We start from the raw sequence: 20,261 nt of genomic DNA, 5'->3' as shown, positions 1-20,261 counted from the left end.
AACCTGAAACAAAGAAAACCTGAAACAAAAAACAAAAACAATGAAACTAGACATATTAGCATTTGGTGCACATCCTGATGATGTAGAATTGGGTTGCGCAGGAACAATTTTAAAAGAAGTATCACTAGGTAAAAAAGTGGGTATTGTCGATTTGACACGTGGAGAGCTAGGAACGCGTGGTACGGCGGAAATCAGAGATGAAGAAGCAAAAGAGGCAGCAAAGATATTAGGGGTTTTGGTTCGTGAAAATCTGGGCATGCGCGATGGTTTTTTTATGAATGATGAAAAACACCAGCTGGAGGTCATTAAAATGATTCGAAAGTACAAACCGGAGATTGTATTGTGTAATGCAATTGACGACCGCCATATCGATCACGGGAAAGGCAGTAAATTAGTTTCGGATGCCTGCTTTTTGTCTGGATTGAAAAAAATCGAAACCTCGGTAGATGGAGAAGAGCAGGAAGCCTGGAGACCAAAGGTCGTGTATCATTATATACAGTGGAAAAACATCGTGCCTGACTTTGTAGTGGACATCACAGGTTTTGAAAAGAAAAAGGTTGAAGCGGTTTCGGCATATAAAACTCAGTTTTATGACCCAAATTCAAAAGAACCTGCTACGCCAATTACGAGTAAAAACTTCTTTGAAAGCTTAAATTATCGTGCGCAGGATTTAGGAAGGCTTGTTGGGAAAGATTTTGCCGAAGGTTTTACTGTTGAAAGGTGTTTGGCTGTCAATAGTTTAGAAAATTTACTGTAAATTTTTCATTTTTTTCTTTGTAGAACTCAACATTAGTTATATATTTGCACTCGCTAAGCAGAAATGCACAAGCAGAAAAATGGTGGTTGTAGCTCAGTTGGTTAGAGTAGCGGTTTGTGGTGCCGCGGGTCGCCGGTTCGAACCCGGTCAGCCACCCAGAAATTTAAAGCCTTGAAGAAATTCAAGGCTTTTTTTGTTTTTATACAAAAACGAATCTTGAGGGTTTGAAAATTTCAGGTTTCAGGTTTCAGGTTTCAAGTTCCAAGTTCCAAGTTTCAAGTTTCAGGTTTCAGGTTTCCGTTTTGAGCTTTGTGGGTAATATAGTAAGCTGTTGCTCTGAAAGAGCCTTAACGACAGCATGGTGCAAAGCACTATGATCTAAGTTAGGTAGTATCGTCCAGAAGAGCAGAGAGCAGATCAGCTAAAGAATTTCATTATCAAATAATAAAAAAAAAATAATTTTCTATGATTTTAATCATGTAATGGGTTGAAGTTCAGTACTACCTTTACAATGTAAAAAAATAAGTACTTGACCTATAAGAGTATGGTTAAATAAAGTAAAAATGGTAGCACTGTAAGGTTGATCCTAGCATTTCTCCTGAATCGAATTTAAAATTTGGAATTTGAATAATTTGTAATAAACCCCAATAATTACAAAAAATTCTAAAGGACAATTTCGATTCAGGAGTTTTTAATTTAAAAGGTTGGTTGTAAAATAATCAAAAAAGGAACTTCCTGTGTTTAAGAAGATTCTTAAAGCTCTCTTATTGCCTTTGGTGAATTGGTCAGGTAAATAAACAAAAAAGCATGATTTTTTAATCATGCTTTTTTGTTTATTATAATTTAGTTTGTGAATTATCTTATTTCATCAAAGGTATTGCCTTGTTTAATGTCTCCGGTTTGGAAACCTTTTTTGAACCAGAACATTCTCTGTGCGGATGTACCATGAGTAAAGGAATCCGGAACCACTTGTCCTTGCATTTTGCTCTGTATGGCATCATCACCAACGGCGTTGGCTGCACTTAAGGCTTCTTCAATATCGCCGGTGTCTAAGTTTTTCTGATTGTAATGAGCCCATACTCCGGCATAGAAGTCAGCTTGTAATTCCAAAGCTACAGATAGTTTGTTGGCTTCGGCTTCACTCTTTCCTTCCTGTGCCTCTCGCATTTTTGCCGAGGTTCCCAGCAGTGTTTGTATGTGGTGGCCAATTTCGTGCGCTATAACGTAGGCAATAGCAAAATCCCCACCTTGGGCACCAAATTTAGTTTTTAGTTCTTCAAAGAAGCCTAAATCCATATATACTTTTTGATCGCCCGGACAATAAAACGGTCCTGATGCTGATGATGCACCTCCACAGGCTGTGCTTACAGATCCTCTAAAAAGCACTAATTTTGGGTTTTTATAAGTTAGACCGTTTTCTGCAAATATTTTACCCCAAATGTCTTCGTTATCGGCAAGATTAACTCTGACAAATTGCCCCAATGCTTCATCTTCTTTGCTTAATGGAGCGGCAGCTTCAGTAGTTTGTTGTCCACCTTGCATTTGTTCTAATACATTGCCTACCGTTTGACCGGTTTCGCCGCCAAAAACATTTAATAATAAAATGATTATACCAATAACTCCACCGCCAATAGCAACTTTTCCGCCCGAGATTGATCTTCGGTCTTCAACGTTATCACTTTGTCTTCTGCCTTGCCATTTCATAAGTAATTTGAATTTTAGTTCGTAAAGGTTTGTGTTATACGAATTTATATTTTTTTTAGGAATAATGACGTAATAGCCGAATTTAGTTTTGCATTATTTTAACCATTTTACTAAAGCTTCTTCGACACTGCCTTTCATTATGGGCTTAGAGATGTAGTCGTTCATTCCTGCAGAAAGGCATTTGTTGCGTTCTTCTTTTTCGGCACCAGCTGTTACGGCAATGATCGGAATGTCTTTTCCAATAATGGTATTTCTGATGGCTCTTGTGGTTTCATAACCGTTCATAATAGGCATCTGAATGTCCATAAAAACCAAATCAGGATTGATGTTTTCAAATTGACTTACGGCTTCGTAGCCATTTTCGCATTCGTGTATGTAGGCACCGCTGTACAGATTTTTGATGATGGTTTTTAAAAGCAGCATGTTGACCTTATTGTCTTCAACAATCAAAAAGGTAATGTTTTTTTGATCTGAAACCGGGGCGTCAGAATTTAGTTCGAGACCGGTATTTTGAAGTTCAGTATTGTATTTCTCACTAATGCTTTGATTGCTTGTTTTTAAGTTCAGGTCAAAATAAAAATTACTTCCTTTGTCGATTTTACTTTCCAGCTGTAAGCGGCTTTCCATTAAAGCAAGTAATTGATTTGAAATTGTCAGTCCTAATCCCGTACCTCCAAATTTTCTCGTCGTAGAGCTATCCTCCTGAGAAAAGGCTTTGAAAATTTTCTTCTGATTTTTTTCGAGAATTCCAATTCCGGTATCCACTACTGAAAATCGGATAGTACAATCGTTGTTGTTGCCTTTTTCCAGAACCGAAACATTAAGTTTGATCGAACCTTCGTTGGTAAACTTAACAGCATTTGAAAGCAGATTGATTAAGATTTGTTTGATTCGCACAATATCTGTCCAAATGTATTTGGGAACATCAGGTGCGACATTTAATTCTAACTGCAGATTCTTTTGATTGGATTCGTATACGATTAAATCAAAAACTTGTCCGAGTACTTTTTTGATGTCGTATAAATCGATAAAAAGTTCCAGTTTTCCTGCTTCGATTTTAGAAAAGTCAAGAATGTCATTTATGATATCCAACAGCGAATGCGCTGATTGGTTGATCGTGGTCATGTATTTTTCCTGAATTTCTTCAAGGCCGGTATTCATCAGTAAATGCGTGAAACCAATAATGCCATTCAAAGGAGTTCTGATTTCATGCGACATATTGGCCAGAAAATCAGATTTAGATTTATTGGCTGCCTCGGCAAGCTGCTTGGCTTTTATGGCATCTTCACTTTCTTTTTTGTTGGTAATGTCGAAATAAATTCCACCCACAAATTCAATTTCATCCCCTTTTTTAATCACATCTCCAAATTCTTCTACCCAGATAAATTCACCTGTTTTCCGCCGGATGCGATAGACGTTGTGCAAAGGCATTCCACTTTGTAAATTATCGATTTGGTTGTTGATCACTTCGTCTTTGTCATCAGGATGAATAAGAGATAAAAACGATAAATTATTCTCAATAAACTCTGATTTGGAATATCCGGTAAGATTTAAAATTTCATCGTTGAGAAATATCTTAGTAGAGAAAGCATCAAATTTTGACAAATATACCGTGCCGGGAATGTTGTTGGCGATTAATTTGAATTTTTCCTCACTTTCGAGAATTTTGGTTTCGTTTCGGTTTCTTTCCAGTGCCGATGAGATGTTATTTGCCAGAACCTGAAAAATATAAATTTCTTCTTCAGACCATTTTCGCTCTTTAGTGCAATCGTCGAAGCCTATGAATCCGGTAAAGATATCGTTGATGTACAGCGGTAATATCAGAATCGATTTAATTTCATTGGCAATTAGTAGTTGTTTGAAAAAAGTATCGTTGAGTTTTCGGGTAAGTGTATTGACGATTTTTTTGTTCTGAGCAGCTTCGTAAATTTCTTGCAATTGATCTTTTGTTAATCGCTGTAATTTTGTGATCTGATGCTCAATACCTTGTCTGGACCATTTGTATTTCTGACTTACAGTATTTGTTGTAAAATCTTTTTCGTAGTAGTACATATGGTCTACTTTGGCTGCTTTTCCAATTAAATTGTAGGTCTCCTGAAACATTTCCTGAGTAGATTTACTCATTAGAAATTTCTCGGTACACAAAGAAAGTGCAGACAATAGCTGACTTTTAAATTCTAATTTTTTTTCGGCCTCTAAACGCATTTGTGAGGAGATTGCCAATGAGATCACATCCGAAATGGTGCGGGCGTAATTGATATCCTCGTTGTCCCAGTTTCTTTTTTCTTCGGTACTTTCAAAACAAACAACTCCAACAAGCTGTCCGTTTAAAAAGATAGGTACATCCAACATCGATTTGATGTGGTTTTTGGTAAAGTACAATTTTTGAAATTCGGATGTTTCGAGCTTATTGAAAACATCCGGAGCATTTATGATTGCTTTGCTTTTAAGCGTTTCAAAGTAAATTGGATAAGATTGTTTGTCCAGTATGTTTTTGTCATTAAGATGCTGTTTGTCAATGCTGAAAAGATTCTTGCAGCTGATTAAGTCTTTATGACATTTCCAGAAGCTCACCCGATTGGTTTTAGTTACAATTGCGGCTTCTTCTATGATATAATCAATAACTGTATTTAAATTGTCGTATTGGCTAAAATCTGTGGTTGAGAGTTTATTAATCGAATTGTTATACGACTCGATTTTCTTTAGACGTTTTCTTTTGTCGTTCTCAATGTTTCTAATTTCAGTAATGTCGCGGGCTATTCCAGCAAAGCCAATTGTTTGTCCGAGGTCATTTTTTCGAACAATAATCTTTTGCGAAATCCAAAGTTTTTTCCCGTTTTTCTTCAGAATAGGAATCTCAATGGTGGGGAAATTATTTTCATTCAATTCCAGATTTTCATAGAAATCTACGGCATTACGCTGATAGTTTTCATGGATGAAATTAGAATAATGCTGAGAGATAATTTCGTTTTCAGAATACCCCAATATCGAAAATCCAAAGTCATTGATAAAGGTAAAATAACCATCAGAATCAATTTCAAAAATGATATCCGTAGCAGTTTGAATCAGGTTTTTGTATTGATCGCGAACGGTAATTTGTTCCGTAACATCCTGACCGATACTAATAATTAAGCCCTGAGAAAATCTTTTGTCTTTCCACTGTATGTATTTGTATTCTCCGTTTTTGCTTCTTAATTTCCGGATATAAAGTTTGTCTTCTTCATGATTTATATTGCTGAGGTTTTCAGGATAGCCCGTTTCATTCGTTAATTTCCAAAATTTAGCCCCCATAACTTCATCCGGTAAATATCCCAGAATAGAAGTGATGGTTTCACTGCAAAACAGGACTTCGTTTTTTTCGTTTGTGGCAATAGTCAGTGAATTTCCTTTGTGTACAATCTCATTAGTGAATCTGAAATTATCACTGTTGTTTAGTAAAACGGCATATTTAACCTGATTAAGAATGAAAATCAGAACACAGTAGTTGATTAAGATAATGGATGATTTTACCGGAATTAATTGGTAAACAACCGTTGTAATCAGAAAGGTAAAAACTAATCCGACAAAGAACCAGTATAACTTTATGGGTTTTAAGATGCTGTAGGAGAAGTAGAAGAAAATTAAAAAAGCAATTATAGGAATAATATCGTTGGTGCGATAGATGATGTTATATCCGACATAAAAGAGATAAACAAAGAAGGATAGAATAAATATCGACTGAACCCGCTTTCTTAAAAACTCAATTTTACCAATGATGAAATAAAATAAAAGCATCGAGAAGCCTATGCTTACATTAACTAAAAGTAAACTTTTTGGCCTGATTTTAAAAATTTCGTTGATGATTTCGATTACAATTAATGCAATACCAAAGAACAAAATATAGAGATGATACTCTTTGTTTACTGTTTCTGTTTCCGGTTTTCTTTCGATGAAGTAGCCAATTCTGGTCTTGATCCGGAAGAATTGGTATACGAGAAGGGTCAGAAAAGCAATCATCGACAATCCTAACATAATGAGTTTAGGATTGTTGTAAAATATGATATCTGAATTGATGACATACCACTTCGTAATAATTGATTTCAGGGCATTACCAAGTATGGCAACTCCTGGGATCAACGAATTGAAAAGACTATAGTTTGCTACCATAGAATTCGGGGGGTATGTTTGGTTTAGTAAATCTTTTATTTTGAAAATTTCAACAGAGCAGGTTAGACTCTTTTTTAGTTGAAATTTTATATTTTTTTAAAAATCAGACTGACCGATAGAGTCAATAGGATCTTCTTTATCCGTTTTTACAATAGCACAATATATGGCATAAGTCATGGAATAACTAAAAGGGATCGTAAAAAGTACTCCAATACAAAACGCACAAAGACCAACCAGTATAGCTCCAATAATAGTAATTATAAGCCCTAATAATATCAAGGGCTGTTTGCTTATCAAGATGAGACTTGATTTAATGGCATCAACGGCTTTTAAGTTCCCGAATACGATAAGCGGAATGGTTAAGAATGTAAAAAAAGATAATGTCAGTGAGAAAACTAATCCTAACGCATTTAATTTTAGAACTTCTAAAAAAGTCGTAACGATAACGCTAAACAATGAAATTAAAAAGGTCGCCGCAAAAATTTGTGCGAAATGGCGGCTTTTGTAATAGGAAAAAATTGTAGAGACATTAAATTCCTGATCTTTTTCTGCACAATCGGCCATTTTTAAAAATCCGGCTGTAAAAGGACTCATAATTGCTGATACAAAGGCTGTTCCAATAATATAAAGGACCAGATAAATTTGAGACAGATTTTGAGGCTGTATGTTCAGAAAGTTTGCATTCGTTAATTTGTCGATACCAAAAAATGCAACTAGTATGAGATAAACAATAGCACCAAAGAATACCGAAAAAACCAACAGCATTAATCCGGCGTAGACGGCTATTTTCTTGTAATTTTCAAAAGCATGATTGAAAACAGTTGAAAAATCTAAGGTATAACCATGATTTTTAATGTCTTTGATCTGATCGGATGTAGATTTCATTTTTAATGGAGTAGAATTATTTTATATCGACGAAATTTTAAATAATTAATGTGCCGTAAATATAATATTTTTAATCAATTTGATATGAAAATCTGGAAAACATTGCTAAATTGTTTTTTTTAGACGTTACAACCAGTTTAGTAAACGTTTCAGGGATATCAGTTTGTTTTTGTAGGGAGCATAACGCATAGGTAAATCAAGCCAGTTTCCTTTTTTTACTACTGCTTTGTGATGCGAAAAAATATCAAAGCTCAATTGACCGTGATAAGCACCAATACCGCTATGACCAACTCCTCCGAATGGTAATCTTTTGTTTGAGAAATGAACCACAGTATCATTGATACAGCCTCCTCCAAAAGAATGGGAAGTAATTAGTTTTTTAGCAAAATTTTTATTTTCACTGAAGACATAAAAGGCAAGAGGTTTTTCATAACGACTGATCACGTTGTGAATATCGGCCTCTGTTTCGTAAGTCAGAATAGGCAGGATAGGGCCAAATATTTCTTCCTTCATGACCGGACTGTCCAAAGTAGGTTCCTCAATTAAAGTAGGTGAGATGTAGTTTTTTTCAGCAGCTGTTTCTCCTCCAAAAATAACCTTTTCACGTTCGATCATACTGTCTAAGCGCACCCAGTTTTTGGTATTGATAATGCGGGCGAAATCAGGAGATTTGTCTATTTTTTTGCCGTAAGCTTTTAGAATTTCTTCTATCAGAAAAGAAATAAAATTGACTTTCATGTTTTTCTGAATCAGTATGTAATCCGGTGCAATGCAGGTTTGTCCGGCATTGATGAATTTTCCCCATACGATTCGTTTTGCCGCCAGTTTTAAATTGGCAGTTTCGTCAATGATACACGGGTTTTTTCCGCCTAGTTCCAAAGTTACGGGAGTTAAATTTTCGGCAGCAGCTTTGGCTACAATTTTTCCAACAGCAACACTTCCGGTAAAGAAGATATAATCCCAGCGCTGTGCAAGTAATTGGTTAGAAACTTCAACACCGCCTTCAATAACTTCAACATGTTTGACGTGAAATGTCTTCTCAATAATTTTAGCAATCACTGCTGAGGTATGTGGCGTCAGTTCTGAAGGTTTCAAAACAACTCTGTTTCCGGCGGCTACAGCTGAAATTAAAGGGCATAAAGCCAATTGAAACGGATAATTCCAGGGAGCAATTACCAAAACATTTCCGTAAGGCTCTTTAAAAATATAATCGGTAGAAGGGAAATTGAGCAGAGAAGGCAAAACGCGTTTTGGTTTCGCCCATTTATTCATGTTTCTAATGGTATCCTTTAGATCCGAAATTACATAGTTGGTTTCGGTTAAAACAGCTTCAAATTCAGGCTTTTTAAAATCATCGTACAAAGCTTTTACAATCAAATCCTCGCTTTTCTGAATGTTGTACAACAATTTCTTTAACGTTTCTTTCCTGTAGGCAATGTTGTTTTTATAGTCCATAGTATATAATCCGATTGATTTTTTGCTTCTGCAAGTTAATTGATAAAACTTGAAATTGTAACAATTAAATCATAAAATCATAGTGCATTCCAAATAGTCTCGTCGGGAGTAGGAGCGATTATCGTGAGGTTTTCTTTAGAAACCGGATGTACAAAAACTAATTTTCGGGCATGAAGATGTATTCCACCGTCAGGATTACTTCGGTCAAAACCATATTTTAAATCTCCTTTTATTGGAGAGCCAATTGCTGCCAGCTGGGCACGAATCTGATGATGACGGCCGGTATGCAAATTGATTTCGAGTGCCACATAATTTTGAAGCTCTTTGAAAACAGTATAATCCAGACTGGCCAGTTTACTGTCCGGAACTTCCTTTAAATGTGCTTTTGAAGTATTGTTTTTCTCGTTTCTTTTGAGATAATGAACGAGCTTCGCAGTGTTTTGTTGCGGTTTATTTTTAACTACAGCCCAATACGTCTTTTGAGTTTCACGATTACTGAACATTTCGTTCATACGTGACAATGCTTTACTGGTTCTGGCAAAAACAACAATTCCCGTCGTAGGCCTGTCCAGACGATGAATCACCCCCAGAAAAACGTCTCCGGGTTTATTGTATTTGTCTTTGATATATTCTTTTACAATATCAGATAAAGGTTTATCCCCGGTTTTATCTCCTTGTACAATATCACCCACGCGTTTGTTGACCACAATGATGTGATTGTCTTCGTGAAGAATTTGGAGGTTGTTTTTGTTGGAAACGACTTTCATTTTGGACTTTCTTAGACTTCTTAGATTTTAGACTTACTTAGATTTTATAATAAGGTAGTTCTAAATTTTGATGTCATTTTAATTATTTCTTCTAAAAGCGGTATTAATTCAGTTATGTCTTCTTCGTTTATAAAACCTAAATCTGATGAAATAAGAAGCTGTGTTTCGACTTCGTATGCTGAACCAATTGCGATTTCTAAAAATCGCGCAAATTCTTTATTAGAATTTCTTGAAGAACCTTCGGCTATATTTGAAGCAATAGAAACGGAAGCCCTTCGCAATTGATTTGTGATCCCAAATTTCTCTTCACTTGGAAAATCAGCAGTTACATTGTAAATTTTAGAACAGAACAACCTGCTTTTCTTCCAAATTAGCAGCTCTTTAAATTGATGCATCTTTTAGATTAATTAGATTTTTAGACTTGCTTAGACTTCTTAGACTTCTTAGACTTAGTTAGATTTGTTTTTGCTAAGATAAATAAAATCATAAATTCTAAGAAGTCTAACATCTAAGAAGTCTAAGCAAGTCTAAATTAATATTGTTCCCCTGAATTTGGGAAATCTGCAGATTTTACGTCGGCAGCATATTGACTGATGGCTTGAGTCATTTCTTCGTATAAATTTAAATAGCGGCGTAAGAAACGAGGGCTGAATTCGTTGTTCATTCCCAGCATATCATGAATTACAAGAACCTGTCCGTCTACACCACCGCCGGCTCCGATTCCGATTACCGGAATGGAAATGCTTTTGGCTACCTGCTCGGCTAAATGCGCCGGGATTTTTTCTAAAACAATACCAAAACACCCAATTTTTTCGAGAAGTTTAGCATCTTCGATTAATTTTTCAGCTTCTTCATCTTCTTTGGCACGAACGCTGTAGGTTCCGAATTTATAGATGGATTGAGGTGTTAAGCCCAAATGTCCCATAACCGGAATTCCTGCGTTTAATATTTTTTTGATCGATTCTTTAATTTCTTTTCCTCCTTCAAGTTTTACAGCATGTCCGCCGCTTTCTTTCATGATTCTGATTGCAGAACGCAAAGCTTCTTTTGGATCTGACTGGTAACTTCCGAAAGGTAAATCCACTACTACTAAGGCTCTGTCTACAGCGCGAACTACAGACGAGGCATGGTAAATCATTTGATCTAAAGTAATAGGCAATGTCGTTTCATGACCTGCCATAACGTTTGATGCAGAGTCGCCTACCAGAATAACATCGATTCCTGCGGTATCAACAATTTTGGCCATTGTAAAATCGTAAGCGGTAAGCATTGAGATTTTTTCTCCATTGCTTTTCATTTCGATTAATGACTTTGTGGTGATCTTTTTATAATCTTTTTTTGCTACTGACATTTTTGAGTTTTTTTGAATGTGTAAAAGTATTGAATAATTATAGATTGAAATCAGCAATAGAAGATTATTTCAATCGTAAATAATTTTCCGTCTCTGAATTCTATTCTAAATTCACTGTCTTCCAGTTGGATAGCGTACAGGTGTGGGTTTTTCATGGAAGCACCAATATAAGCCCCGTATTTTTCAATAAATGCTTTTTCGGTCAGAGTGTAATCGAGAGAAGCCGTTGGACTGAAAACAAGTTTGTTGTTTTCGTTGATAAAAACCTTCGTTATTTCAGCCTGATTTTGTTTTTCATCTACTGAAACTTCAAAATCCGGATAGTAGTAAAAAAGCTCACTGAGGTAAATACCGCATTCGTCGCTTACCGTTCCTTTTTTAGGAGGTTTTCCAAAGTTTTTGACTAAATCTTTTTGAGAAAAAAAGAGTGATTTTGTTTTTACTCCTTTTAAAACAAATTCAGCTTTTTTGCTGAAAGCGGTAATTTCTTCCGGTTTTTTGGTTTTAGCTAATCCTTTGGCAATAGCGATATTCAGTTCAGTATCGGCCAGAAGTTTTGGATCGTTTAATTGTTTTACAACTTCATAATATCTTTGATAAGCGGGTGTCAGTTTTGCATTTTCACTGTTCCAGGCCAATTCTACAATTCGTTCGCCAATCGTTTTGCGTTCTGCAATTGCATTGATATTCAGCTGATCAAAATCTTTGAGTAAAGAATTAAAATCGGGTCTTTTTCCAAGGAATTTTCCAAGTGTAAATTGTGCGTACTCGGGATCACTATGACCTTGTATGTTTACCCATTCGTCCGGATTTTTAGGAAGATAATTAACCGCTACAGGATCACCGGTGAACAGAATGGCTCTGATTTTTGAGTTTTTGTCCGGAAGTGCTCTTGCTTTTAAACCGGCGACTAAAACAAAAAGATGGCTGCTGCCATAGTAATTGTCGTTACCTTCAATAATTGGATTTTCGGGGTCTTTTGTTTGAACATCTTTTGCGTTTAACCTTTTTGCAATAAATTGCTCAGGCACATAACCTTCAGAGAAATTATCAGATCTTACTTTACACCAGCCATTTTTACTTTCCGAAAGGAGCTGAACTTCTGCTCCATATTTAAAATAACCCAGAAAGTCACCTGCAGTATTAGTTGAAGTGTAGAGACGAGTATCAGAATTTAGAAAGTAACGTTCTTGCGAATGAATCAGAGCAGAGCAAAATAGTATTGCTATAAGTAAGAAGTGCTTTTTCATGAAGTTTACTTTAGATTTTTGCCACGACACGAGCGATAACGAACTGACGAAGTAATTCCACAAATTCCCCAAAATTAGCATTAACTAGTGCTTAATTTATGCACATTAAAATTCGGGAAATTTGTGGTGATTTTTTATGATTTAGCAATCCGCCATGTTTACGGCAATGGCCAATCCGCCTTCAGAAGTTTCTTTGTATTTGGAGTTCATGTCTTTTGCCGTTTGCCACATGGTATTGATGACTTTGTCTAAAGGCACTTTTGCATTTTTAGAATCGGTTTCAAGGGCCAGTTCAGCCGCATTGATAGCTTTTATGGCTCCCATTGTATTTCTTTCGATACACGGAATCTGAACTAAACCGCCAATTGGGTCACAAGTAAGACCCAAGTGATGTTCCATGGCAATTTCGGCAGCCATTAAAACTTGGGCAGGAGATCCGCCCATTAATTCGCAAAGTGCTGCTGCAGCCATCGATGATGATACACCAATTTCGGCCTGACAGCCTCCCATTGCAGCAGAAATGGTTGATCCTTTCTTGAAGATACTACCAATCTCTCCGGCAACCATTAGGAATTGCTTGATTTCTTTTTCGCCTGCATTATGGTTTTCAATTACCAGATAATACATCAAAACAGCCGGGATTACACCTGCACTTCCGTTTGTAGGAGCAGTAACTACACGACCTAAAGAAGCATTTACCTCATTCACGGCAAGTGCAAAACAGCTTACCCATTTCAGGATTTGACGAAATTTAACCTCCGTTTTTCTGATTTCTTCCAGCCAGCTTTGCGGATCTGAATAGTTAGATAAACCGATTAAATTCTGATGCATGTCAAAAGCACGTCTGCGAACATTCAGACCGCCCGGCAGAATTCCTTCTGAATGGCAGCCAATGTACATGCATTCTAACATGGTATGCCAAATGCGCATTAATTCGGAGTGAATTTCAGCTTCCGGACGCATTGATTTTTCGTTTTCATAAACGATTTCAGAAATCGATTTGTTTTCGGTCACCGTATAATTTAAAAGCTCAACAGCATTTTGAATCGGGAAAGGGAAGGCGCATTTGATCTCTTCTTTGATTTTAGCATTGGTGCGTTCTTCTTTAACGACAAATCCTCCTCCAATCGAATAAAAAGTAGATTCATATTCCGAATTATCAGCTTTATAGGCTGTAAATTTTAATCCATTAGCATGAAAAGGAAGGAAATCTTTATTGAAAACAATGTCCTGAAGAAAGTAAAACGGAATTTTACATTCATTAGCCAGAATAATTTCGTGCTGTTCTTCAATGTTTTTAATAATTCCGGCAATATTTTCAACCGGAATATACTCGGGATCTTGCCCGCTTAATCCCAGCATCACCGACAAATCAGTAGCATGACCTTTTCCGGTTAAGGAAAGAGATCCGTACAAATCGACTTTTACACGTGTAATCTGGTCTAAAATTGATTCGTTTTTCAGCTCTTCCAAAAAACGTTCAGCGGCTCTCCATGGCCCTAAAGTATGTGAACTTGAGGGACCAACGCCAATTTTAAGCATATCAAAAACAGAGATACATTCTTCCATTGTGCAATTTTTATTAAGACAAAGATAATTGAATAATGCAATCCTGCTCAATTTTCTATTGTTAATGTTGCAGTTTTGTTAAAATAAATATTAAATATTAATAATTTGGCAACGAAACAAAATTAATTGCTTAATATGCCATTTTCGTAGAAAGTTCGCATTTTTTTTAGGTATTTTTGTAATGAAACAATCACTAAAGAAGCCGTTTTTTCTGCTTTTCGAAGAAACGACAAATAATAACTTCTGAGATTTTATTTTGCTTTTGGCGCTTTTTTCTGCGGGAAATTAAAATACTGTTAAGAAGATAAAATTACATTATGATAGAATTTTTCAGGCATTTTTTACAAGAATTCGAATTACCACTCAGTAATCCGGTATTGATTTTTTCTTTGATCCTTTTCATCATCCTTTTATCACCGATTTTACTTAAAAAAATAAATATCCCAGGAATTATCGGGCTTATAATTTCGGGAGTAATTATTGGACCTCATGGATTGAATATTCTGGCCAAGAACTCGGCGGTTGATTTGTTTTCGACAATCGGACTTTTGTATATCATGTTTATTGCGGGTCTGGAATTGGATATGAATGAGTTTAAAGCCAATAGAAATAAGAGTTTATTGTTTGGATTTTTTACTTTTATTTTCCCTTTATCGATCGGATTTCCGGTTTGTTTTTATCTGCTGAAATATGATTTTAATGCTAGTTTTTTAACAGCGAGTATGTTTGCCACCCATACTTTGGTTGCGTACCCGATTGTGAGTAAACTTGGAATTGCAAAAAATCAGGCAGTGGCCATTACAGTTGGAGGAACTATTTTAACAGATACTGCCGTTTTGATTATTTTGGCGGTGATTATGGGAAGCAGTCAGGGAAGTTTGAATCAGGCTTTCTGGATTAAATTGACGGTTTCACTGGCCATTTTTTCGGCCATCATGTTTTTGGTTATTCCAAGGATAGCGAAGTGGTTCTTTAAAAAATTAGAAAGTGAGAAACACGCCCACTATATATTTGTACTTTCGGTGGTGTTTTTTGCTGCGTTTTTAGCAGAGGTAGCGGGAGTAGAGCCTATTATTGGAGCATTCGTTGCCGGTTTGGCATTAAACCCTTTAATTCCGCATTCGTCAGCTTTGATGAACAGAATTGAGTTTATCGGGAATTCACTATTCATTCCTTTTTTCCTGATTTCAGTGGGAATGCTGGTAGACATCAGTGTGATTCTGAGCGGACCAACCGCTTTAATTGTAGCAGGAACTTTGAGTGTGGTGGCTATTTTTGGAAAGTGGATCGCGGCCTTTTTTACGCAGATTGTATTTAGATATACCAAAACTGAAAGACAGCTTATTTTTGGATTGAGCAGTGCACATGCTGCTGCGACTTTAGCCGTTATTTTGGTTGGATTTAAAGCAAAAATCTTAGACGAAAATATCCTGAACGGAACGATTATTTTAATTTTGATTACCTGTATTGTGGCCTCTTTCGCGACAGAAAAAGCAGCTAAAAAGATTGCTATTTGCGAAGAAGAAGTTTCAAATGAAGATGCGAATGGCGATCAGATTCTGGACGAACATATCCTGATTCCGTTAGCTAAAACGTCGGCTACGGAAAGTTTGCTGGATTTCGCACTTTTGATAAAAGATAAAAAATCATCTAATCCGGTGACGCTATTAACGATTGTACCGAATAACGATCAGGCTGAAATTAATATCTTAAAATACCGAAAAGCTGTTGATAAATTTGTTATTCAGGGGTCTGCTTCAGAAGTGAAAATCAATACGATTGCCAGAATCGACCATAATCCGGCAAGTGGAATCGCGAGAACGTCCAAAGAAATCATGTCGGATATTGTGATCGTGGGATGGCCTAGAAAAACCGGTTTTTTGGATAAAATTTTCGGTGAAAATGTAGATTCGATCATCAATAATGTAGACAAATGTTTGTTCATCTGCAGGTTTCAAAAAACATTTATTGAGGAAAAAAGACTGGTTTTCATCTGTCCGCCTTTTTCTGAAAGAGGTGTAGGATTTCACCTGCTGCTGCAAAAGATCTCTCGATTATCTCAGGAATTAAGTATTCCGATTGTCATTTATGCTGAATACAAAACACATGAGGCAATTGTGCAGATTGCCACTAAATTGAAAGTAAATGCTAAACTAGGTTTTAAAAGTATTTTGAACTGGGATGATTTTGAATCGATCTCAGATGAAATTAAAGCTACAGATCTGATTGTTTTTAACTTGTCCCGAAAAGGATCCGTTTCGTACCAATCGATTTTTGACAGATTGCCGCAGAAATTTGAAAAATCATTTAATGATAACAATCTGATTCTGGTTTATGCACAAGAAGATCGTAAAGAGACTGCAATGGATGCCTACGGTGATTTCACTGCAACACCATTGACAAAAGGTCTGGAAGCAATAGAACAAATTGGTCGAGGTTTGGGTAATATTTTGAAAAAAGGTTAGAATAAATAATTTGTAAATTTCTAAGATGGTACTAAAATTTCCTTTAATTGTATTGACCTTTTTAGCTCTTACAGCAACTGCGCAAAATAAAATGAAAAAAGCCGAAGAACTTATAGACAAAGTCGACCCAGGATGGACTCTGGTAGAAGACTGGATTAAAACAGCGAAGAATAAAGTAGAAATTTTACCGGTTGACGCCTTAAAAGCAAAAGAGGTTTTGTACAAAACTCAGGTTACCACCCGTTCGCCAATGGGAGCTATTGTGTACCATACAGGTGGTCTTTTGATCGACGATGGCTGGATTAGAATTCTGGGTTCAGGAAGTGCAAAATTCAATCGTACACTTCCGGATTGGAACAAAGGGAAATCGTTTAATGATTTTGGCGAAACAGCACCTTTTTTATTAGTTGCCGACGATGCTATTGGAGGTTTCTACCTTCTAAACGGAGGAGGATTGGGAAGTGATGTTGGAAAAATGTATTATTTCTCTCCTGATAATCTGGAGTACGAACAGCTGGATATTACGTATTCTGAATTTTTAGGATTCTGTTTTGATAATGATCTGGATAAGTTCTATCAGGGTAACAGATGGAACGGGTGGAGAGCCGAAGTGTCAAAATTGAAAGGCGATGAAGTTTTTAACTTTTACCCGTTTTTGTGGACGGCGGAAGGAAACGATATTAATAAAAATTCACGAAAGATAATTTCGGTTCAGGAACAATACGGACTGAATTTAGATTTGCGAAAACAACTGGGTTTTGATAAATAGTAACCTGATTTTTAACTTCTAAAAAGAGCAATTATGAATCATAAAGCGATATCGATCCGGCCTTTTATAGGAGCCAAAGATTTTGAGATTTCCAGAAGTTTCTATCGGGATTTAGGTTTTGAAGAAGGAGTTTTAGATCCAAAATTTTCTGTTTTTGAAGTAGGAGAGCTGGCCTTTTATCTTCAGGATTATTACGATAAAAGCTGGAATGAAAACACCATGATTTTTTTAGAAGTAGAAGATGTCGATTACTATTACAAGGAGCTTTTGGCACTTAACTTAACGGAAAAATACGGGGTAAAATTAACACCTATCGTTCATCAGGATTGGGGAAGCGAATGTTTTTTACATGATCCTTCAGGTGTTTTGTGGCATTTCGGGAAGTTTAATAAGTAAAATTAACCAACTGTGGTTTGACAGCATTATTTTGTTTTTGTTTTCTCCAGATTTTCTTTTACTCTGAATTTTACAATTTCGGCAATTAAATCATAAGGTATAGGCTCATTTAAAGGAAATTGTACGGAGCCTTTTCCGGATTTGTATTTTGACAGTTCTTCTTTAAAAGCCTCATGTCCGCTGGGCAAAGCATAAAGTCCAATATGATTTTTGAAAGCCGCAAAATAAACTACGATTCCGTTTTGTTCAAAAGCCGGCATGGAATAACTGATTTTTTCTTTGGCATCAGGAGCTGCGTTCTGAACGGTCATTCGAATCCTCTCTAAGATTTCCTGAATATCATTTGGGAAACTGCCAATATATTCATCAATGTTTTGGGGTTTCTTTGTTTCCATACGATGGTCTTAAATTGTTTAAAGTTTCAAGTTCTTTGTTGTTTATTCCAATCCTTTTGGGAATCTGTCTAAAACTAAATTGAGTTGAATGTTGTGTTCTAAATAAGCTTTTGCTCCGGCCAGCACTAAAGTAAAGCCTTCCGTAGAATTTCGAACCTGATCGATTATTTTATCGGGATCTCCTTTTAAACCTGAATTGGTGATGCTCACAAAGGTTTCATTTTCGTTTAACGGACTAAAGATCCATTCGACTATGGTGGTTTCATTAGGATTTCCCCATTCGATTACGATTTTTTTATTTTCCTCTAAAATAGGAGTAGTTACCGTTAACGAGAATCCATACATTTCCCAGGTCCATTCGGTTGTAGTTCCGGCTATTAGTTTTCCTGAACTTTTTGTAAACCAAAATTTACTGGTGATTTCCGGATCTGTAAAGGCCTGAAAAACGTCTGAGACAGGTTTTCTAATCAGCATTTCGGCTTTTGCGAAGTGGTTGTTTTCTGTTTTCATGTTTTTTGGTTGTGAAATGTAAAATGTGAAATGAGTTTTGTGAAAGCTGAAATTTTATATTTCCTTATTTCCTTGACCTCTAATTTATAAAATTTATGGTTTAGTTTTTAGCAAACAGCTAATGATCAAAAGTAAAAAAGAAATTATGGAAGCCACGATTCGGAAAAGGTGGAGATTGTTCCATTTTGCTTCAAATTTACTTCGTAAAAGGGCTGCTTCCTGAATTGAGGTATGTACCAAATCTGTCTTATCAAGCATTTCGTTAAGCGGAATATTTCCTAAAATAGTAACCAGAATAACACCTGTAAAATAGATAATCGCAGCACTGATTGTCAGACTTAAAATAATTGTATTTGATTTATGAAAATAAGCCGCTGCAAAAGAAAACAGTAAGGAACCAAAAAAGACCAGAAAGAACAACGGATTCTGTATGGTGCGATTCATGTTCTGAAAAGCTCTGAGATAATTGATGTCATCCAATTTTCCAATTCCCGGAGTTACGGCGTTGCCCCAGGTTAAAAATATTCCGGCCAAAAGTCCTGTAAATAAGGTAGCCAGCAATAATGTAATTGTTTTAGTATCCACAATAAAAGTTTCCATAATCTTTATTTTTTGTTTAATACTGTAAAATTAGGACTATTGATTAGCCGATACTTGTTCCGGAAGCACTATGATTTGTCTGAAAAGAATTTTTCTACAACTATTTTTAAGATACTAGGATTGTGTTGTATCAATCCATTTTCCGGTGGCTGGCGGAACATAGTTTCTCATTTGATGTAATAAATCCTCGATAGTATCGCTCACCAGAAGCATTTCCTGATTGACGGGTTTTAATAAACCTTTCTCCACCATAACTTTGGTTAGTTCAATCAGAGAATCATAAAAGCCATCGATATTCAGAATGCCGATTGGTTTTTTATGCAAACCTAATTGTCCCCAGGTCAGCATTTCAAAAAGTTCTTCCAAAGTTCCAAAACCACCTGGTAGTGCAATAACACCGTCGCATAAATCATTCATTTTGGTCTTTCTTTCGTGCATGCTTTCCACGACGATTAACTCGGTCAAACCCAAATGGGCAATTTCTTTTGATCTTAAAAAGTTTGGCAATACACCAATAGCTTTTCCACCTTCGTTCAAAATACCATCGGCTACAGCACCCATCAGGCCTACATTTGCTCCGCCATAAACCAACTCTATATTTTGTTGGGCTAAAGTTTTTCCAAGCAGTGCTGCCTGTTCTTTGTAAATTTTGTCGGTACCAAAACTGGAACCACAGAAAACAGTTATTCTTTTCATTATTTTTTTAATTCGTATACAAAATTATGACGCGATGGTTCATTGTAGTAGGCAACGTTTATTTCTTCTACTTTAACAGCACCCAGTTTTTCTATGGCTTTTTGCGAACGGTAATTTTCCGCTCCAATATGAAACTGGACTTTGTCAACTGCTCTAAAAGCATAATCCAGCATCATTTTTTTTACCTGAGTATTAAATCCGGTGCCCCAAAATTTTCTTCCATAGAAGGTATATCCAATAAAAACAGCTTTGTTTTCAGGATCGTATTCATAAAATCGAGTGCTTCCTGCAATTTCTCCGGTTGATTTATCGATGATCAAAAAAGCGCCTTTGCTTTCCATAGCGCCTTCAAAGAAATTTTGAAAAACTTCTTTTTCATAGCGGTTTTTATTCGGATGCTGTTCCCAAATCAAAGGATCTGAAGCCACTTTGTATAATTTTTCAAAATCATTTTCCTGAAGCGGTATTAATTGAACCAGGTCGTCTTCCAGAATTTCAGGCTGCAGATTTAAAAGAGATGTATTCATTTTTTTGTTTTTTTTAAGT

Annotated in this window: 18 protein-coding genes and 1 tRNA gene; 5 read left to right on the top strand and 14 right to left on the bottom strand. The window is 36.1% G+C overall.

Going from position 1 to position 20,261, the window contains the following annotated elements; genetic code table 11:
* The first annotated feature begins 40 nt into the window (after window positions 1-40).
* Window positions 41-757, top strand: coding sequence for a bacillithiol biosynthesis deacetylase BshB1 (gene bshB1 / locus OLM58_RS00665; protein ID WP_264530783.1), 717 nt, complete (start codon window positions 41-43; stop codon window positions 755-757).
* Between the two features lie 82 nt (window positions 758-839).
* Window positions 840-913: transfer RNA gene (locus tag OLM58_RS00660), tRNA-His, on the top strand.
* 699 nt (window positions 914-1,612) lie between these two features.
* Here the strand turns inward: OLM58_RS00660 and OLM58_RS00655 are convergent.
* The 9 genes from OLM58_RS00655 to OLM58_RS00615 form a co-directional block, all read right to left on the bottom strand.
* Window positions 1,613-2,461 carry a neutral zinc metallopeptidase gene (locus tag OLM58_RS00655; RefSeq protein ID WP_264530782.1) on the bottom strand — a complete coding sequence of 283 codons (849 nt, stop codon included), beginning with the start codon at window positions 2,459-2,461 and terminating at the stop codon, window positions 1,613-1,615.
* A gap of 93 nt (window positions 2,462-2,554) precedes the next feature.
* Complete coding sequence (locus OLM58_RS00650; RefSeq protein ID WP_264530781.1) at window positions 2,555-6,607, bottom strand: PAS domain S-box protein; 4,053 nt, start codon at window positions 6,605-6,607, stop codon at window positions 2,555-2,557.
* Window positions 6,608-6,703: 96 nt separating this feature from the next.
* Complete coding sequence (locus OLM58_RS00645; protein WP_264530780.1) at window positions 6,704-7,492, bottom strand: hypothetical protein; 789 nt, start codon at window positions 7,490-7,492, stop codon at window positions 6,704-6,706.
* A 126-nt stretch (window positions 7,493-7,618) separates the two neighbouring features.
* Window positions 7,619-8,947 (bottom strand): aldehyde dehydrogenase, encoded by a 1,329-nt coding sequence (locus OLM58_RS00640; RefSeq protein ID WP_264530779.1) that lies wholly within the window; start codon window positions 8,945-8,947, stop codon window positions 7,619-7,621.
* Between the two features lie 77 nt (window positions 8,948-9,024).
* Window positions 9,025-9,714 (bottom strand): RluA family pseudouridine synthase, encoded by a 690-nt coding sequence (locus OLM58_RS00635; RefSeq protein WP_070907235.1) that lies wholly within the window; start codon window positions 9,712-9,714, stop codon window positions 9,025-9,027.
* Window positions 9,715-9,758: 44 nt separating this feature from the next.
* Window positions 9,759-10,109 carry a four helix bundle protein gene (locus tag OLM58_RS00630; protein WP_264530778.1) on the bottom strand — a complete coding sequence of 117 codons (351 nt, stop codon included), beginning with the start codon at window positions 10,107-10,109 and terminating at the stop codon, window positions 9,759-9,761.
* Between the two features lie 137 nt (window positions 10,110-10,246).
* Window positions 10,247-11,065, bottom strand: a complete 819-nt coding sequence (panB, locus tag OLM58_RS00625) for a 3-methyl-2-oxobutanoate hydroxymethyltransferase (protein ID WP_017496058.1) — start codon at window positions 11,063-11,065, stop codon at window positions 10,247-10,249.
* A gap of 50 nt (window positions 11,066-11,115) precedes the next feature.
* The gene (locus tag OLM58_RS00620) at window positions 11,116-12,315 is read right to left on the bottom strand and encodes an SH3 domain-containing protein (RefSeq protein ID WP_264530777.1); all 1,200 of its coding nucleotides are present in this window, start codon (window positions 12,313-12,315) and stop codon (window positions 11,116-11,118) included.
* 141 nt (window positions 12,316-12,456) lie between these two features.
* Window positions 12,457-13,884, bottom strand: coding sequence for an L-serine ammonia-lyase (locus OLM58_RS00615; protein ID WP_264530776.1), 1,428 nt, complete (start codon window positions 13,882-13,884; stop codon window positions 12,457-12,459).
* 317 nt (window positions 13,885-14,201) lie between these two features.
* On the opposite strand from OLM58_RS00615, the gene OLM58_RS00610 reads away from it, so the two are divergent.
* The 3 genes from OLM58_RS00610 to OLM58_RS00600 are packed head-to-tail and all read left to right on the top strand — an operon-like array spanning window position 14,202 to window position 17,514.
* Window positions 14,202-16,349: a cation:proton antiporter gene (locus OLM58_RS00610; RefSeq protein ID WP_264530775.1), complete on the top strand. Its 2,148-nt coding sequence runs from the start codon at window positions 14,202-14,204 to the stop codon at window positions 16,347-16,349.
* 25 nt (window positions 16,350-16,374) lie between these two features.
* Window positions 16,375-17,118 carry a DUF2625 domain-containing protein gene (locus OLM58_RS00605; RefSeq protein WP_264530774.1) on the top strand — a complete coding sequence of 248 codons (744 nt, stop codon included), beginning with the start codon at window positions 16,375-16,377 and terminating at the stop codon, window positions 17,116-17,118.
* Window positions 17,119-17,151: 33 nt separating this feature from the next.
* Window positions 17,152-17,514, top strand: coding sequence for a glyoxalase (locus OLM58_RS00600; protein ID WP_264530773.1), 363 nt, complete (start codon window positions 17,152-17,154; stop codon window positions 17,512-17,514).
* 26 nt (window positions 17,515-17,540) lie between these two features.
* Here the strand turns inward: OLM58_RS00600 and OLM58_RS00595 are convergent, their stop codons facing one another.
* The 5 genes from OLM58_RS00595 to OLM58_RS00575 all read right to left on the bottom strand — a co-directional run bounded on the left by OLM58_RS00595 (window position 17,541) and on the right by OLM58_RS00575 (window position 20,242).
* Window positions 17,541-17,909 carry an iron chaperone gene (locus tag OLM58_RS00595; RefSeq protein ID WP_264530772.1) on the bottom strand — a complete coding sequence of 123 codons (369 nt, stop codon included), beginning with the start codon at window positions 17,907-17,909 and terminating at the stop codon, window positions 17,541-17,543.
* A 42-nt stretch (window positions 17,910-17,951) separates the two neighbouring features.
* The gene (locus tag OLM58_RS00590) at window positions 17,952-18,419 is read right to left on the bottom strand and encodes an SRPBCC family protein (RefSeq protein WP_264530771.1); all 468 of its coding nucleotides are present in this window, start codon (window positions 18,417-18,419) and stop codon (window positions 17,952-17,954) included.
* Between the two features lie 93 nt (window positions 18,420-18,512).
* A complete protein-coding gene (locus OLM58_RS00585; RefSeq protein WP_264530770.1) occupies window positions 18,513-19,019 on the bottom strand; it encodes a DUF1772 domain-containing protein in 507 nt (168 codons plus the stop codon).
* A gap of 114 nt (window positions 19,020-19,133) precedes the next feature.
* On the bottom strand, window positions 19,134-19,715 hold the full coding sequence (locus OLM58_RS00580; RefSeq protein ID WP_264530769.1) for a TIGR00730 family Rossman fold protein: 582 nt from the start codon (window positions 19,713-19,715) through the stop codon (window positions 19,134-19,136).
* Entirely contained in the window at window positions 19,715-20,242 is a 528-nt protein-coding gene (locus tag OLM58_RS00575; protein WP_264530768.1) for a GNAT family N-acetyltransferase, read from the bottom strand. Before OLM58_RS00575 ends, OLM58_RS00580 begins: the two co-directional genes overlap by 1 nt.
* Between the last annotated feature and the right edge of the window lie 19 nt (window positions 20,243-20,261).

The organism is Flavobacterium sp. N502540 (assembly GCF_025947365.1).
In the GTDB taxonomy this organism is placed as follows: Bacteria; Bacteroidota; Bacteroidia; order Flavobacteriales; family Flavobacteriaceae; genus Flavobacterium.
This window is presented reverse-complemented; position numbering and strand designations above follow the sequence as displayed.

Excerpts from the sequence above, each read along its gene's own strand:
- OLM58_RS00575 (WP_264530768.1), bottom strand. The coding sequence starts at position 20,242 with ATGAATACATCTCTTTTAAATCTGCAGCCTGAAATTCTGGAAGACGAC.
- OLM58_RS00605 (WP_264530774.1), top strand. The coding sequence starts at position 16,375 with ATGGTACTAAAATTTCCTTTAATTGTATTGACCTTTTTAGCTCTTACA.
- OLM58_RS00635 (WP_070907235.1), bottom strand. The coding sequence starts at position 9,714 with ATGAAAGTCGTTTCCAACAAAAACAACCTCCAAATTCTTCACGAAGAC.
- OLM58_RS00645 (WP_264530780.1), bottom strand. The coding sequence starts at position 7,492 with ATGAAATCTACATCCGATCAGATCAAAGACATTAAAAATCATGGTTAT.
- bshB1 (WP_264530783.1), top strand. The coding sequence starts at position 41 with ATGAAACTAGACATATTAGCATTTGGTGCACATCCTGATGATGTAGAA.
- OLM58_RS00585 (WP_264530770.1), bottom strand. The coding sequence starts at position 19,019 with ATGGAAACTTTTATTGTGGATACTAAAACAATTACATTATTGCTGGCT.
- OLM58_RS00630 (WP_264530778.1), bottom strand. The coding sequence starts at position 10,109 with ATGCATCAATTTAAAGAGCTGCTAATTTGGAAGAAAAGCAGGTTGTTC.
- OLM58_RS00640 (WP_264530779.1), bottom strand. The coding sequence starts at position 8,947 with ATGGACTATAAAAACAACATTGCCTACAGGAAAGAAACGTTAAAGAAA.
- OLM58_RS00655 (WP_264530782.1), bottom strand. The coding sequence starts at position 2,461 with ATGAAATGGCAAGGCAGAAGACAAAGTGATAACGTTGAAGACCGAAGA.
- OLM58_RS00590 (WP_264530771.1), bottom strand. The coding sequence starts at position 18,419 with ATGAAAACAGAAAACAACCACTTCGCAAAAGCCGAAATGCTGATTAGA.
- OLM58_RS00620 (WP_264530777.1), bottom strand. The coding sequence starts at position 12,315 with ATGAAAAAGCACTTCTTACTTATAGCAATACTATTTTGCTCTGCTCTG.
- OLM58_RS00595 (WP_264530772.1), bottom strand. The coding sequence starts at position 17,909 with ATGGAAACAAAGAAACCCCAAAACATTGATGAATATATTGGCAGTTTC.
- OLM58_RS00600 (WP_264530773.1), top strand. The coding sequence starts at position 17,152 with ATGAATCATAAAGCGATATCGATCCGGCCTTTTATAGGAGCCAAAGAT.
- panB (WP_017496058.1), bottom strand. The coding sequence starts at position 11,065 with ATGTCAGTAGCAAAAAAAGATTATAAAAAGATCACCACAAAGTCATTA.
- OLM58_RS00615 (WP_264530776.1), bottom strand. The coding sequence starts at position 13,884 with ATGGAAGAATGTATCTCTGTTTTTGATATGCTTAAAATTGGCGTTGGT.
- OLM58_RS00650 (WP_264530781.1), bottom strand. The coding sequence starts at position 6,607 with ATGGTAGCAAACTATAGTCTTTTCAATTCGTTGATCCCAGGAGTTGCC.
- OLM58_RS00610 (WP_264530775.1), top strand. The coding sequence starts at position 14,202 with ATGATAGAATTTTTCAGGCATTTTTTACAAGAATTCGAATTACCACTC.
- OLM58_RS00580 (WP_264530769.1), bottom strand. The coding sequence starts at position 19,715 with ATGAAAAGAATAACTGTTTTCTGTGGTTCCAGTTTTGGTACCGACAAA.